Here is a 15,176-nt window from a genome sequence, read left to right as displayed (position 1 = left end):
CAGCACCAGCCAGGCAGCGATGCGGCCGCAGGCTGCCACGCCCCGGTCGAAGGCGTTGCGCACCGGATCGGGGGGTGTCGGACTCGGCGTGGCGCCCCGTGGATCGCCAGCATCCTCGGTGGTGGAAGACATCTTGACTCCGTGCCGCCCTTGTCGGGCAGCGTGGTGGCGTAATGACAAGGGGCCGGCGAGGCCGGCCCGGGTGTTGAGGTGGAAAAGCGCGCGTGCTTACAGCTGGCCGCGAGCTTCCAGGAAGCCGGTGGCGGCGTCGTAGACCTTTTGGGTCATCTCGTTGCGACCGGCCCACTCCTTCCATTCTTTCTCTGCGGCCTGACGGAATTTCTTGCGTTCTTCCGCCGGCAGGTCGAAGGGATGTACCTCAGGGTCCTCACGAAGCTTGGCGAGGGTCTCGATATCCTGTTCCTTGAGGCGGGCAATCAGGTCATACGCCATGGCGTCGAAGGCGGTCTCGAGCGTGGTCTGCAGCTCCGCCGGCAGGCTGTCCCATGTCTCCTTGTTGATCGACACGGCGATCATTGGCATGGAGTGGAAGCCTGGATATAGCGGGTAGGGGGCGAAGGCGTGCAGCCCCTGGGCGTCGTTGTTGGACAGCACCGTGGAGTCGGCGGCATCGATCACGCCCTTTTCCAGACCGGTATAGACCTCGGAGCCCGGCAGGTTGACCGGCGTGGCGCCGATGCGCTCGAAGATGTTGTAGACCATGCCCTGTGGCGCGCGAATCTTGAGACCTTCGAAGTCCTCCAGGCTCTCGATGGGGACGGTGGAGGGGACAGATTCGAGCGGGAAGGTGGCGGCCCCGATCAAGTGAGAGCCATAGGGCTCGGCGAGCTCATTGTAGAGTTCCTCGCCGCCGCCCTGTTTCATGAACTCCAGAAAGTCGTAGGGGTCGCTCCAGGCACCGACCAGGTTACCCAGCATGCCGAAGGCCGGGTTCTGACCGGAGAAATAGCTTGGGTCGGTCATGTGACCCTGCAGGATACCGGAGCTGACGGCCTGCAGTGTCTCGGTGGGACCCACCACGGCGTTGATGGGCAGCAATTCGATCTGGACGCGGCCATCGGTCATGGTGCCGATGCGTTCGGCCCACTCCTGCTTGACCTTGAAGCTCGGTTCGCCGGCGGTTTCCGAGGCCTGGAAGGTCCATTCGTACTCCGCGGCATGGGCACCGGTCACACTCAGCAACAGGGCGGAAGCGCCCAGGAGCAGCTTGGGGGTCAGGTGTGGCATCGAATCTCTCCGTTCGGGGGGAGTTTTTTGTTGACGTTCGTGCTGCGTGCTTCGAGTTGTCGTGATATGTGCCCGCCCTCCTTGTCGAATCCGGGGCTGGTCGCGGTTGTCGTGTCGCGGACCATCGAAAGCGGGCAGGGAGAATGTTGCCCATAAGCCATATATGTTCAACATATACTTTCGTATGTGTGTACTTTGCGCTCGTCTCGTCGTAGTGTCCGTGGCACATCATCGGTGGGCATTGCCCATCGCCCAGGAACGCCGCGAGGAGTCACCTCCATGTCGTCACCGAAGAACGCCAACAAGCCGACGCTGCGCAGCGCCGAATGGTTCGGCAGCGCCGACAAGAACGGCTTCATGTATCGCAGTTGGATGAAGAATCAGGGCATCCCTGACCATGAGTTTCAGGGCAAGCCGATCATCGGCATCTGCAATACCTGGTCGGAACTGACACCTTGCAATGCCCACTTCCGCAAGATCGCCGATCACGTCAAGCAGGGTGTCCTGGAGGCGGGCGGTTATCCGGTCGAATTCCCGGTGTTTTCCAACGGCGAGTCCAACCTGAGGCCGACGGCGATGTTCACTCGCAACCTGGCGAGCATGGACGTCGAAGAGGCGATTCGAGGCAACCCGATCGATGCAGTGGTGCTACTGGTTGGCTGCGACAAGACCACACCGGCACTATTGATGGGGGCGGCGAGCTGCGATATCCCGACGATCGTGGTCACCGGCGGGCCGATGCTCAACGGCAAGCAGGAAGGGCGCGATATTGGCTCCGGTACGGTGGTCTGGCGGCTCTCCGAAGAGGTCAAGGCCGGCAAGATATCGATGCATGATTTCATGGCAGCCGAGGCCGGGATGTCTCGTTCGGCGGGGACCTGCAACACCATGGGTACGGCCTCGACCATGGCCTGCATGGCCGAGTCGCTGGGTGTATCACTGCCGCACAACGCCGCCATTCCTGCGGTGGACTCGCGGCGTTACGTGCTGGCCCACCTTTCCGGCAACCGCATCGTCGAGATGGTCGACGAGGACCTCCGGCTCTCGAAGGTCCTGACGCGGCAGGCCTTCGAGAATGCCATTCGCACCAATGCGGCGATCGGTGGTTCGACCAACGCTGTGATTCACCTCAAGGCCATTGCCGGTCGCATCGGCGCCGATCTGGCGCTGGACGACTGGACGCGCATCGGCCGTGGCACGCCGACACTGGTGGATCTGCAGCCTTCGGGACGCTTTCTGATGGAGGAGTTCTACTATGCCGGTGGGCTGCCCGCCGTGCTGCGCCGGCTGGGCGAGGCCGATCGCTTGCCGAACAAGGATGCGCTGACCGTCAACGGCAAGACGCTGTGGGACAACGTCGTCGAGGCGCCGCAGTACAACGACGAGGTGATCCGGCCGCTGGACAACCCGCTGGTCGAGGATGGCGGCATGTGCGTGCTGCACGGCAACCTGGCGCCCAAGGGCGCGGTGCTCAAGCCGTCGGCGGCGACCCCCGAACTGATGACGCACCGCGGGCGTGCCGTGGTGTTCGAAGACTTCGACGACTACAAGGCGCGCATCAATGACCCCGACCTGGACGTCGATGCCGACAGCGTGCTGGTGATGAAGCATTGCGGGCCGCGCGGTTATCACGGCATGGCCGAAGTGGGCAACATGGGCCTGCCGGCCAAGCTGCTCGAACAGGGCGTCACCGACATGGTACGACTCTCGGACGCGCGCATGAGCGGCACGGCCTACGGCACCGTGGTGCTGCACGTGGCGCCGGAGGCGGCGGCCGGGGGGCCACTGGCGGCGGTGCGCAACGGCGACTGGATCGAGCTGGATGCCTACGCCGGCAAGTTGCATCTGGACATCGAGGACGATGAGCTCCAGGCACGCCTGGCCGAGCACGATCCCACCCAGGCCTCGCGGCAGATCGCCAGCAGTGGCGGCTATCGTCAGCTCTACATCGAGCATGTGCTGCAGGCGGACGAAGGTTGTGACTTCGACTTCCTGGTGGGGTGTCGGGGTGCCGACGTGCCGCGCCATTCTCACTGAGACCGGAGATGCCATGACGACCCAGCGACCCCGCATGACGTCCGACCGGCTACGCTCGCGCGACTGGTTCGACAACCCCGAACATCCGGGCACCACGGCACTGTGTATCGAGCGCTACATGAACCAGGGCATCACCCTGGAGGAATTGACGTCCGGCAGGCCGATCATCGGCATCTGCCAGTCGGGCTCCGACCTGACGCCCTGCAACCGCCACCACATCGAGCTGGTGAAGCGGGTCAAGGACGGTATCCGCGCCGCCGGCGGGGTGCCCTTCGAGTTCCCGCTGCATCCGATCCACGAGAACGTGCGCCGCCCCACCGCGGCGCTGGACCGCAACTTGGCCTACCTGGGCCTGGTCGAGGTGCTGCACGGCTACCCACTGGACGGCGTGGTGCTGACCACCGGCTGCGACAAGACCACCCCGGCCAGCCTGATGGCCGCGGCCACGGTCAATATCCCGGCCATCGTGCTGTCCGGCGGGCCGATGCTCAACGGCTGGCGGGGCGCCGAGCGCGTCGGCTCGGGCACCGTGGTCTGGGAGATGCGCAAGCGCCTGGCGGCCGGCGACATCGACTACCCCGAGTTCCTGTCGCGGATCGCCGATTCCGCGCCCTCGGTGGGCCACTGCAACACCATGGGTACCGCCTCGACCATGAATTCCCTGGCCGAGGCGCTGGGCATGAGCCTGCCCGGCTCGGCGATGATTCCGGGCCCCTACAAGGAGCGCGGCGCGGTGGCCTATGCCACCGGCGAGCGCGTCGTCGACCTGGTCTGGGAGGACACGCGGCCGAGCGACATCCTGACCCGCGAGGCGTTCGAGAACGCCGCGGTCACCTGCTCGGCGCTGGGCGGCTCCTCCAATGCGCCGATCCATATCAACGCCATCGCTCGCCACGCCGGGGTCGACTTCGACAACGACGACTGGCAGCGCCTGGGTCACGAGGTGCCGCTGCTGGCCAACGTGATGCCGGCCGGGGCCTATCTGGGCGAGGAGTTCCACCGCGCCGGCGGGGTGCCGGCGGTGATGCACGAGCTGCTGGGCGCCGGGCAGCTGCACGGTGAAGTGGCGACCGTCAATGGCAAGACGCTGGCCGAGAACCTGGCCGGCCGCGAGACCGCCGACGACGAGGTGATCCGCCGCTACGCCAATCCGCTGGTCGAGCATGCGGGGTTTCTCAATCTCAAGGGCAACCTTTTCGACTCGGCGCTGATGAAGACCAGCGTGATTTCCGCCGATTTTCGCCGCCGTTTCCTCGACACACCCGAGGACCCTGATGCTTTCGAGGGCCGAGTGGTGGTGTTCGATGGCTCGGAGGACTACCACGCTCGCATCGACGACCCCGGCCTCGAGATCGATGCCACCACCATCCTGGTGATGCGCGGTGCCGGCCCGGTAGGGCATCCCGGCGGCGCTGAAGTGGTCAACATGCAGCCACCGGCCTCCTTGATTCGGCAGGGCATCGAGTCGTTGCCGTGCCTCGGTGATGGTCGACAGTCGGGCACATCGGGCTCGCCCTCGATCCTCAATGCGTCGCCAGAGGCCGCCACTGGCGGGCCCCTGGCATTGCTCGAGACCGGCGATCGGCTGCGCGTCGACCTCGGGCGCTGCAAGGTAACCCTGCAGGTGGACGAGGCTGAACTGGTGACGCGCCGTGAGCGCCTGGCGGCCGAGGGCGGGTACCGCTACCCCGACCACCAGACGCCCTGGCAGGAGATCCAGAGGACGCTGGTGGCGCCTTTGGCGGAAGGGATGACGCTGCGCAATGCGCCCGATTATCGGGATGTGGCGCGTCAGAGTCCGCCCCGGGACAATCATTAGACGGATCTTGCCCTCAATGGCGGGCACCTTGCCGAGAAGGTAGGATGCCCGGCCAGCATTTCGCATCAGGAGGTTTCATGCCCCCATTTCGCCTGGGCCTGGTCGGGGCCGGGAAGATCGTTCGCGATCAGCATCTTGCCGCCATTCAGAGCACGCCCGGTCTCGAACTCGTCGCCGTGGCCGATCCCCATGCTCGTCTCGAGGGCGTGCCCGGCCATGCCTCGCTGGAGGCGATGTTATCCGAGGAACCGTCGCTGGATGCCGTGGCGATCTGTACCCCGGCTCACCTGCGCCATGGCCTGGCCCGAGAGGCGCTGACGCACGGCAAGGCCGTCTTGCTCGAGAAACCGCCCGGCGCGACCCTGGCCGAGGTCGAGGATCTGAAAGCCCTGGCCGAGTCGCGGGGCAGCGTGCTCTTCGCCGCCTGGCATTCGCGTTTTGCCCCCGCCGTTCCGGTCGCCAGGCAATGGCTGAGCGAGCGTCGAGTCACGGGGATCGAGATCGTCTGGCATGAAGACGTCAGGGTTTGGCACCCCGGTCAGGCATGGCTCTGGGAAGCGGGCGGCATGGGCGTGTTCGATCCTGGTATCAATGCCTTGTCGATCGTCACTCGGCTGGTCGATACCCCTTTCTTCCTGAAGCGCGCCACGCTCGAGGTGCCCGACAATTGCCAGACCCCGATTGCCGCCCGGCTTCATCTGCGCGACGGTGCGGGCGTGCCCCTGGAGGCGGATTTCGACTTCCGCCACGAGGACCCGCCGCGCTGGGAGATGACCATCACCACCGAGGAAGGGCGTCTCGAACTGTCCGGCGGTGGGCGTCGGTTGACGCTCGATGGTGAGACGGTGGTCGACGAGCCGGAGCGCGAATATTCGGGCCTCTATACCCATTTTCACGAACTGTTGACCACGGGGCGCAGCGATGTGGACGTCACGCCGTTACGGCATGTGGCGGATGCCATGATGTTGGGGCATCGGGAGACAGTGGCGCCTTTTCACTGATTTTTGCCCTTGTGACCCACATGGAGGCGAGAAATGCGTTGGCCCGCCGATAGCGGGCCTGGCTCGGGCCTTCGCTCGCCGACTTGCTACAGTCAACTTCTGATACGGGACACGAGCCAGGTACTCGAGAAAAAAGCACGCGAGTCAGCCCTTGGCCCATCCCTCCGCTATCACCTCGCGCAACAGGGTGGTCAGGGCGGCGGCGCCGGGGGAGAGACGTTGCTGGCGGAGGGTGATGAGGCCATAGGGCTGGACGCTCAGGGCTTCCTCGGTGGGCAGCACCCGAAAACGTTGCGGGTCGCATAGCAGCTCGGCGACTTCCCGGCTGGTGACCGTCAGGGTGTCGGAGTTGGCCACCAGTGCCAGCGATACCAGGACGTCCGAGGTGTTGATGATATGCGTCGGCGGCGAGAGGTCGTGATACATCAGAAGGTGATCGACGCGCTGCCGCATCAGGGCGCCAGGAGGCTGGAGCGACCAGGGGTAGGCCGTCATCTCGGCCAGCGACGGCGAGGCGGCATTCGCCAGCGGATGCTCCCGTCGACACACGACGCTGATGGCCTCCTCGCCGATCTCCTCGAAGACGAAATGCCCGGGGTCGAACCCGGCGGGAATGCGCGAGATGACCATGTCGAGCTCGCCTTCCAGCAACCGAGGCACCAGGGCCGGGCTCACATCCACATCGACGCTGATCTTGAGGCCCGGCAGCTGACGATGGACGCGCTCCAGGGCCCGAGATATGAGCGTCACTGCCGGCGCCATCACGGTGCCTACGGAAACCGCGCCGGCATTGCCGGCGTTCAGGGCATTGAGTTCGTCGCCGGTCTGCTGCAGGGAAGAGAGAATGCTGCGGGCATGACGCACTGCCACCTCGCCATACCAGTTGGGCTCGATGCCTCGCGAATGACGTTCGAACAACTGTACGCCCAGGCGTCCTTCCAGTTCACCGAGCAGCTTCGAGGCCGCGGGTTGGCTCATGGAGAGGCTGGCGGCCGCGCGATGCAGGTTGCGGTGGTCGTCCAGGGCCAGGAACAACTGCAGGTGGCGTAACTTTAGTCTTACCTTGAGAAACCAGTCGGATGGTAACTCACCCATGGGGGAGCGACGTGTCATATTGCGATAACCAGATGGATATGGATAAGTCGGCCAGTCAGTATTAGCGGTTAACGCCTTGTGTGTCTAATGTTGCCGGCGTCTGGTCTGACCCGAGATAGGCACATAAGGAGACAACAACACATGACCGCATTCGACCGTTTCTCTGGCACATCGGTAACGCATGGTGCTGGGCCCAGCACTGGCAAGGGGGCATGGGCCTTGCTGGCCGCCTTGCCGCTGGTGGCCGGCATCGCTTTCGCTCAGGAGGCAACGCAGGACGAAATGGAAATGGAACAGCAACGAGGTATCGAGCAAGGCGTTTTCGGCATGCTTTCGGATGGTCGCGAGGTGGCGCTTTACACCCTGACCAATGCCCGCGGAGCGCGTCTGTCGGTGACGCCTTACGGGGGGATCATCGTCGCCCTCGAGGTGCCGGATGCCGAGGGGAAGTTCGAGGATGTCGTGCTGGGGTTCGATCGACTGGAGGACTATCTGTCGTCGACTTACCGTCAGGCCAATCCCTACTTCGGGGTCCTGATCGGGCGCTATGGCAACCGTATTGCTGGCGGTGAGTTTGCTCTCGATGGCGAGGTGCATACCTTGCCCACCAATGACGGCGACAATCATTTGCACGGCGGCGATCAAGGTTTCGATCGACGCCTCTGGAAGGCCGAAACCGTCGAGGACAAACGTGGCGTGGGATTGATCCTGACGCTCACCAGCCCCGATGGGGACCAGGGCTATCCGGGTGAACTGCAGGCCCGAGTTCGCTATACCCTGAGCGATGACAATGCCGTGATCGTCGACTATCAGGCTACTTCCGACGCCACCACACCCGTCAATCTCACCCAGCACAGTTACTTCAATCTCGATGGTGTGACCGGCGAACGAGCTGCCGGCGACGATATTCTCGATCACCGCCTGACGATCAATGCCGCCGCCTTCACACCGGTCGATGAGGGACTGATTCCGACCGGTGAACTGCGCTCCGTGGCTCAGACCCCCTTCGATTTCCGCGAGCCCACGGCCATCGGCGAGCGTATCGAGGCCGACAATACCCAATTGGCCAGAGGCCAGGGCTATGATCACAACTTCGTCCTCGACCGCGAGGGACTGGGCGAGGACGACCTGGTGACGGCGGCTCGCCTGGAGGCCGGACACAGCGGCAGGGTGATGGAAGTGCTCACCACCGAGCCCGGGCTCCAGTTCTACTCGGGCAACTTCCTGGATGGCACCTTGACCGGCAAGAGCGGGGCGACCTACGGCCATCGCTTCGGCCTGGCGCTGGAAACCCAGCACTTCCCGGATTCACCCAATCAGGCCGATTTCCCTTCGACGTTGCTGCGGCCGGGGGAGACCTACCAGAGCCAGACTCGTTACGTCTTTTCCACCGTCTCTGCCGTCGAGGCGTCGGACTGACGTTTCACTGTGGACGCTGGACGCATCGTTCCCGTTCGGCAGCTTTTCTTTGTCTCCATCGTCTTCGACGCCCCGGTCGTTTTTCCTCCGGGGCGTCGTCGTGCCCGGCAACCGTAGGTGGCGACACACTTTAGTCGCAGCATGCTGGGCCTGGCGGTGATGGTGGTCTCGGTCGTTCGGTCCTTGTCGCGGAAGTGATATTTAATTTTGTATCAGTTACTGACCATAAACGCATTGGATGGTTATGTTGAGACGGCATAGGGTGGAGGCGCATCCGGTGCATGCCATGACACCACCGGAGACAGCTTTCACAACACGTCACAACAACAAACGCCCCCCAGGGCAAAGGAGACGCCTATGTCCCGCTTCCCCATTCTCGCCCCCCTCGCATTCGGTGCCTGCCTGGCGCTGTCGCCGCTGGTTCAGGCTCAGGATGACGTCACGCTTGGCTTTATCGTCAAGAAACCCGAACAGGCCTGGTTCATCAATGAGCAGGACGCCGCCACCCGGCTGGGTGAAGAGAAAGGCTTCGAAGTCGTCCGGCTCGCCGGTGAAGACGGTCAAGAGGTGCTGAGCGCCATCGACAACCTCAATTCCCAGGGTGCCCAGGGGTTCGTCATCTGTCCGCCTGATGTGCGTCTCGGGCCTACCATCATGCGCCGCGCCGAACAGTACGGCATGAAGGTGGTGACCGTGGATGATCGTTTCGTCAATGCCGACGGCGAGCCCATGGAGGCGGTGCCGCATCTGGGCATGTCGGGCTACAAGATCGGTCAACAGGTCGGCAATGCCATCGCGGACGAAATGGAAGCCCGAGGCTGGGATCCTGAGAAGGTCGCGGCACTACGCATTACCAACTATGAGCTGCCCACGGCCAAGAAACGTACCGACGGGGCCACTGATGCGCTGCTGGACCGAGGGTTCCAGGAAAGCAACATCCTGGATGCCCCTCAGCAGAACACCGATACCTCCAGTGCCTTCTCGGCGGCCTCTCCGGTCTTCTCCAAGAACGGCGACTACGAGCACTGGGTCATTTATGCGCTCAACGAAGAAAGCGTGCTGGGCGGGGTGCGAGCTTCCGAGCAGTACGGCCTGGCCGCCGACGACGTGATCGGGGTCGGCATCAATGGTTCCGGTGCGGCGTTCGCCGAGTTCTCCCGGGAGAAGCCGACCGGTTTCCACGGCACCGTGGCAGTCAGTTCCACCATGCATGGCCGCCAGACGGCGCAGAACCTTTATACCTGGGTCACCGAGGGTGACAAGCCGAAGGCCAATACTGAAACCACCGGCACCCTGATGACTCGTGACAACTGGGAGGCGGTACGCGATGAGCTCGGTCTCTGATAGTGCCGTGGCGGTCGCACGGGCAGGCGTCGGCAAGGCCGCCGACGCTTACCTGAGCGTCGAGAACGTGACGGTCGAGTTCCCCGGGGTCAAGGCGCTGGACGGGGTGAGCTTCTCCGCCCGGGCCGGCGAGGTGCACGCCCTGATGGGGGAGAACGGTGCCGGCAAGTCGACCCTGCTCAAGGTACTGAGCGGCGTCAATCGAGTCAGCGAGGGGGCCCTGTGGCTCGACGGCGAGCGTCAGGTGTTCGCCAATGAACGGCAGGCGCTGGCCGAGGGTATCGCCATCATCTATCAGGAACTGACGCTGTCGCCGAATCTGTCGGTAGCGGAGAACCTGTTGCTCGGTCAGTTGCCGGAACGGCGCGGTATGCTCGACCGTCGCCGCCTGCATGAGCGAGCCAAGGAGATCCTTGTCGAGCTGGGGGAAGACTCGGTTCATCCCGCCACCAAGGTCCGCGACCTTTCCATCGGCCAGCAGCAGATGATCGAGATCGGTCGAGCGCTGTTGCGGGATGCCCGGGTCATCGCCTTCGACGAGCCCACCAGTAGCCTCTCCGTTCAGGAAACCCGGCAGCTCAAGCGCATCGTTCAGCGCCTGCGCGATGAAGGCCGGGTCGTGCTCTATGTCACGCATCGCATGGAGGAGGTGTTCGAGATGTGTGATGCCGTCACGGTGTTCCGCGATGGCCGGCACATTCGTACCCACGAGACCATGGCGGGACTCGATCACGACACCCTGGTCAGCGAGATGGTGGGGCGCGACATCGACGATGTCTATGGTTACCGACCGCGGTCCACCGGCGACGTATTGATGGAGGTCGATCGCCTGTGTGGTCGGGGTGTGAGCGCGCCGGTCAGTTTTTCGGTGCGGCGTGGCGAGGTGTTCGGCCTGTTCGGCCTGGTCGGTGCCGGACGCAGCGAGTTGATGCGGCTGGTATGTGGCGTGGCGTCGCCGAGCGAAGGTCAGGTCAGGCTGGACGGCGAAGCGCGACGTTTCACGACACCCGGTGAAGCGGTTCGCGCCGGTATTGCCATGTGCCCCGAAGACCGCAAGTCCCAGGGCATCTTTCCCATCGCCAGTGTGACCGACAACTTGAATATCAGTTGTCGGCGCTTCTTCAAGCGCCTCGGCGGCTTTCGGAACCCCCGCCGCGAGCTGGCCAATACCGAGGACTACATCACGAGGCTCAGTATCAAGACGCCGGGCCCGCGAACGCGCATCAGCAACCTGTCCGGCGGCAACCAGCAGAAGGTGATCCTGGCACGCTGGTTATCGGAGCACATCGAGCTGTTCGTCATGGACGAGCCGACACGCGGAATCGATGTCGGCGCCCGTCGCGATATCTATTCCCTGCTGTATGACCTGGCCGAGAACGACAAGGGCGTGGTGGTGATTTCCAGCGACCTGGCGGAGATCAGTGCCATCTGCGATCGCATCGGCGTGATGCGCGACGGCGAACTGGTCGACATCGTGTCTCGTGACGAGGCGACCCCGGAACGCCTGCTGGGTCTGGCATTGCCGGCCTGATGACCAGAAGACAACAATGCTTGAGAGACTGTCATGACAATCCAGAAGACTGCTCAGGGCGATAGTGTTCAGTCGCCCCTTCCCGAGGGTCGCAAGGCCCTGGCCAAGCCATTGCGCACCCTGCTCGATACCTCGGGCCTTTTTGCCATTTTTGCGCTGCTGTTCATCGGACTGTCGGTGATGATCCCTGACTTCCTCACCGGTCGTAACATGGTTGGGCTGCTGCTGTCGGTGACCCTGATCGGGACCATTTCCACCACCATGATGATGGTGCTCGCGCTCGGCGAGGTCGATCTGTCGGTGGCCTCCATCGTGGCCTTCGCCGGGGTGGTGGCCGCCGTGGTCACCAGTGCTTCCGGCAGCGTGGTGATCGGCGTGCTGGGTGGCGTGGCTGCCGGCGGCGCGGTGGGGGCCTTCAACGGGTTCGTGGTGGCGCGCTTCGGCATCAACTCCTTGATCGCCACGCTGGCGGCCATGGAGTTCGTGCGGGGGCTGGCCTATATCACCTCGGGCGGCGATGCGGTAATGATCACCGTGCCGGCTTTCTTCGAGCTGGGCAGCGCCTCTTTCCTGGGGCTCACTCTACCGGTGTGGACCATGATCGGCTGTTTCGTGGTCTTCGGCGTGCTGCTCAACATGACGTCCTTCGGGCGCAACGTGCTGGCGACCGGCGGCAATGCCGAAGCCGCGGCCCTGGCGGGGGTCAATGTGCGCCGACTGAAGATCATCGTGTTCGGCCTTCAGGGCGTGGTTGCGGGTATCGCCGGCGTCTTGCTGACGTCGCGGATGGGCCTGGGTGACCCCAATACCTCGCTGGGTCTGGAGCTTGCCGTGATCTCGGCCTGTGTGCTGGGCGGTGTCGCGCTATCCGGGGGGATCGCCTCGATCACCGGCGTGCTGGTCGGGGTGTTGATCATGGGCTGCGTGCAGAACGCCATGGGCCTGCTCAACGTACCGACTTTCTATCAGTACCTGGTGCGTGGCGCTATCCTGCTGCTGGCGGTGCTGTTCGATCGCTGGAAGCAGACGCGACGCAGTCGAGCCTAGGTGTAGGCAGGCTTCGGACAAGATCTGAGCAGCAGTCACCATGAAGCCTCCGGAGGTTGATGACGTCCGGAGGCTTTTGTCGTCGTGGCAGAATAATCGCATCACTTGATGAGACGAATGGAAGGGATGATGACAACGCTATCGAATACCGTGGAGCTCGCTCTCGAGCTTGACATGAGCCTGGGCGAGAGTCCGGTCTGGTCCGCCGAGGAGCACGTGTTGTACTGGGTCGATATCAATCGCGGCCATGTCTATGCCTGGTCGCCGGCTGGTCTCGCACCACCACGGCGGTACGATTTCGAGCATACGGTCGGTTGCGTGGCACTGACCGAGGAGGGACTGCTGGTAGCCACCGCGCCGGGCTTGGCGCATCTGTCGCTGTCGTCCGGCGAGCGCAGCGATCCGGGCGTGACCAACCCTGAGTGGGGCCTCGAGGGAGGCAATCGTTTCAATGATGGCCGCTGTGATCCGGCAGGGCGCTTCTGGGTCGGTACCCTGAATCCCGACGAGGGCGGCGCGTCCCTGTATCGCCTGGAAGACGGACGCTTGGTGGCCGTCAAGCGCGATCTGCACATTGCCAATGGGCTGGCCTTCAGCCCGGATGGCCGCTGGTTGTACCACACCGACTCACCGACACGTCGGGTGATGCGCCATGCCTTCGATGCCGCGACCGGTGAGGTCGGCGCGGGCGAGACCTGGATCGATCTGGACGCGCACGACCTTCCCGGCGTGCCGGATGGCGCCGCGGTAGATATCGATGGTCACTACTGGAGTGCGCTTTACGGGGGCGCTCGGGTGGCCCGCTTCGATGCCGAGGGCCGTCTGGTAGCGCAATACGCTGTGCCGTGCCCGAATCCGACGATGCTGGCCTTCGGTGGTCGCGATCTGCGTACCCTCTATATCACCACCGCCACCCAGGACATGGATGACCAGGCGCTGCGTCGTCACCCCCTGGCGGGCAGCCTTCTATCGCTCGAGGTGGAAACGCCGGGTCTGGCGGAGCCTTGCCTGACCCGGCGATGAGTGAGGCCAGGTGAGGACGCTTTCCAGTTTTTGACGTAGTGTTTCGGTCGTCTCATTGCCCTCGAGGGGAAGGCGAGTGAAACGCTCGTCGGTGCCGGCCATCTCGGAGAGCAATGAGCCGAGCCCGGTGGCACGTGTGTCGCGTTGGATCAGCAGATCCAACCCCTCGCCGCCGCGGGAAGGGGGCAGGAAGGCAATTTCCGCCTCGTCCAGATGCCTGAAGTGGCTCCCCGCGGTGGGCTTGAACTCGAACTCCTGAAGGCAGCCGGTGGCGGGGTTCTTGCGTGACAACTCAAGCGGGGCGGAGATCATCGCCAAGCCAAGCTGTTCCATGGCCTCGAAGACGGCGTACTGCACGGGGCTTGGCAGGATGCGCAGCGGATCCTTGTCGCGGGGGTCCAGCGCCATGGCGATATCCGCCCGGGTGGCTACCCAGGTCTTGGGATGCTGTCGGCCCACCGATAGTGGGGAGAGCAGTGGCAGGGGCAGTTCGAAGGGCAGGGTACGATGCTCGCCGGGCTCGATGGTCATCGCCTCCGAGAGGCGCAATGTCGCCCAGGAATGAGGCAGATGAACCTTCTTGTCATCGACCTCCTTGATGGCTTCGCTGGCCAGGTCCAGTACCAGGGCGTCCAGGTCCTGGCTGACCTCGCCACCATGAATGTGAATTTCGCCCTTGAGGACGCCACCCGCCTCGGCGGTGTCACTGTCGAGCATGGTGTCCACGCGGGCATTGCCGATGCCCACCGCCGCCATGAGTTTATCGAACATCTTTCTCTCCTTCGTGATGGGCCCACGTCTCGAAAGGTTTCGGGGCGGAGCATATGTCACATACCGTGGTGCGAGTATAACGAGCCGGTCGGCGTCGACGATATGTCGGCGCGTCGGCATACTGGCGTCGTTGATGACCGTCCGGCAAGGGGATCTATATGGTGGGTGTGGCAAGTGGCGAGGAGCGCTCCTATCCACTGGAGTGTCTCAGCGATACTCATGGCTTCCACCAGTTGCTGGTCGGGCTGGCCGGAAGGGTCGATGTGGAAGTGGAAGGGCGTGGGGCGGCCGTGGTGCCCGGTAGCGTCTGCGTGATACCCGCCGGTGCCACACACCATTATCTGGGCATCGAGGCGGCCAACCGCTGTCGTGTGCTGGACATGGCGGTGGGCGATCAGGCTTTGGATGCGTTGTTCGAGCGCATCCGCTTCCTGAAGCTGCCCGTGGCGGCGGTGCGAGGAGGAAACGATCAAAGCCTGCTGGCACGGGTGGCGGAAGCGCCGCTGCTGACAGGGCCGCGTTTCAACCTGGCGCGGCTGACCCGCATTGTCGAGGCCGATCTGGCCGCCCCCTGGAGCCTGGCCACCCTGGCCGAGGTCACGCATCTTTCCGAGCGGCAGTTGCGTCGTGGTCTCTCGGCGCTCACCGGGTTGACGCCGTGGCGCTGGTTGCAACGGCAGCGACTGATGCGTGCGGCGCGGCGGCTGGCTACTGAAGACACGCCCCTGACCACCATCGCTCTGGACTGCGGCTTTCACGATGCCGCCCACTTCAGCCGTCTTTTCCGTGAATGGCGTGGCACGTCGCCCCGCGAGTATCGGCGATGCCATCGTGGCTGATG

12 protein-coding genes are annotated in these 15,176 nt (G+C 63.9%); 9 read left to right on the top strand and 3 right to left on the bottom strand.

The annotated features are described in order from the left end of the window. Positions 1-228: 228 nt before the first annotated feature. Positions 229-1,248, bottom strand: coding sequence for a TRAP transporter substrate-binding protein (locus RSO41_RS17865; protein WP_315620610.1), 1,020 nt, complete (start codon positions 1,246-1,248; stop codon positions 229-231). 279 nt (positions 1,249-1,527) lie between these two features. Between RSO41_RS17865 and RSO41_RS17860 the strand changes: the two genes are divergently transcribed. From RSO41_RS17860 to RSO41_RS17850, 3 genes are all read left to right on the top strand, one after another. Continuing rightward, positions 1,528-3,285 (top strand): IlvD/Edd family dehydratase, encoded by a 1,758-nt coding sequence (locus RSO41_RS17860; protein WP_315620609.1) that lies wholly within the window; start codon positions 1,528-1,530, stop codon positions 3,283-3,285. Between the two features lie 13 nt (positions 3,286-3,298). After that, complete coding sequence (locus RSO41_RS17855) at positions 3,299-5,104, top strand: IlvD/Edd family dehydratase (RefSeq protein ID WP_315620608.1); 1,806 nt, start codon at positions 3,299-3,301, stop codon at positions 5,102-5,104. Positions 5,105-5,181: 77 nt separating this feature from the next. Next, complete coding sequence (locus RSO41_RS17850) at positions 5,182-6,105, top strand: Gfo/Idh/MocA family oxidoreductase (protein WP_315620607.1); 924 nt, start codon at positions 5,182-5,184, stop codon at positions 6,103-6,105. 144 nt (positions 6,106-6,249) lie between these two features. On the opposite strand, the gene RSO41_RS17845 is transcribed toward RSO41_RS17850, so the two are convergent. Beyond that, a complete protein-coding gene (locus RSO41_RS17845; RefSeq protein WP_410000358.1) occupies positions 6,250-7,200 on the bottom strand; it encodes a LysR family transcriptional regulator in 951 nt (316 codons plus the stop codon). Positions 7,201-7,341: 141 nt separating this feature from the next. On the opposite strand from RSO41_RS17845, the gene RSO41_RS17840 reads away from it, so the two are divergent. The 5 genes from RSO41_RS17840 to RSO41_RS17820 all read left to right on the top strand — a co-directional run bounded on the left by RSO41_RS17840 (position 7,342) and on the right by RSO41_RS17820 (position 13,564). Beyond that, a complete protein-coding gene (locus tag RSO41_RS17840) occupies positions 7,342-8,619 on the top strand; it encodes an aldose epimerase family protein (RefSeq protein WP_315620605.1) in 1,278 nt (425 codons plus the stop codon). Positions 8,620-8,976: 357 nt separating this feature from the next. Next, positions 8,977-9,963 (top strand): arabinose ABC transporter substrate-binding protein, encoded by a 987-nt coding sequence (locus tag RSO41_RS17835; protein WP_315620604.1) that lies wholly within the window; start codon positions 8,977-8,979, stop codon positions 9,961-9,963. Next, positions 9,947-11,494, top strand: coding sequence for an L-arabinose ABC transporter ATP-binding protein AraG (gene araG, locus RSO41_RS17830; protein WP_315620603.1), 1,548 nt, complete (start codon positions 9,947-9,949; stop codon positions 11,492-11,494). Before RSO41_RS17835 ends, araG begins: the two co-directional genes overlap by 17 nt. A gap of 33 nt (positions 11,495-11,527) precedes the next feature. After that, positions 11,528-12,541, top strand: coding sequence for an L-arabinose ABC transporter permease AraH (araH, locus tag RSO41_RS17825; RefSeq protein WP_315620602.1), 1,014 nt, complete (start codon positions 11,528-11,530; stop codon positions 12,539-12,541). A gap of 129 nt (positions 12,542-12,670) precedes the next feature. After that, positions 12,671-13,564 carry an SMP-30/gluconolactonase/LRE family protein gene (locus RSO41_RS17820; protein WP_315620601.1) on the top strand — a complete coding sequence of 298 codons (894 nt, stop codon included), beginning with the start codon at positions 12,671-12,673 and terminating at the stop codon, positions 13,562-13,564. Here the strand turns inward: RSO41_RS17820 and RSO41_RS17815 are convergent. After that, positions 13,508-14,335 carry a sporulation protein gene (locus tag RSO41_RS17815; RefSeq protein ID WP_315620599.1) on the bottom strand — a complete coding sequence of 276 codons (828 nt, stop codon included), beginning with the start codon at positions 14,333-14,335 and terminating at the stop codon, positions 13,508-13,510. The two genes, RSO41_RS17820 and RSO41_RS17815, sit on opposite strands and share 57 nt — an antisense overlap. Positions 14,336-14,493: 158 nt before the next feature. Between RSO41_RS17815 and RSO41_RS17810 the strand changes: the two genes are divergently transcribed. Beyond that, on the top strand, positions 14,494-15,174 hold the full coding sequence (locus RSO41_RS17810) for an AraC family transcriptional regulator (RefSeq protein WP_315620598.1): 681 nt from the start codon (positions 14,494-14,496) through the stop codon (positions 15,172-15,174). The last annotated feature ends 2 nt before the right edge of the window (positions 15,175-15,176 follow it).

The sequence above is a fragment of the Halomonas sp. I1 genome, assembly GCF_032334135.1.
Lineage (GTDB): Bacteria > Pseudomonadota > Gammaproteobacteria > Pseudomonadales > Halomonadaceae > Halomonas.
This window is presented reverse-complemented; position numbering and strand designations above follow the sequence as displayed.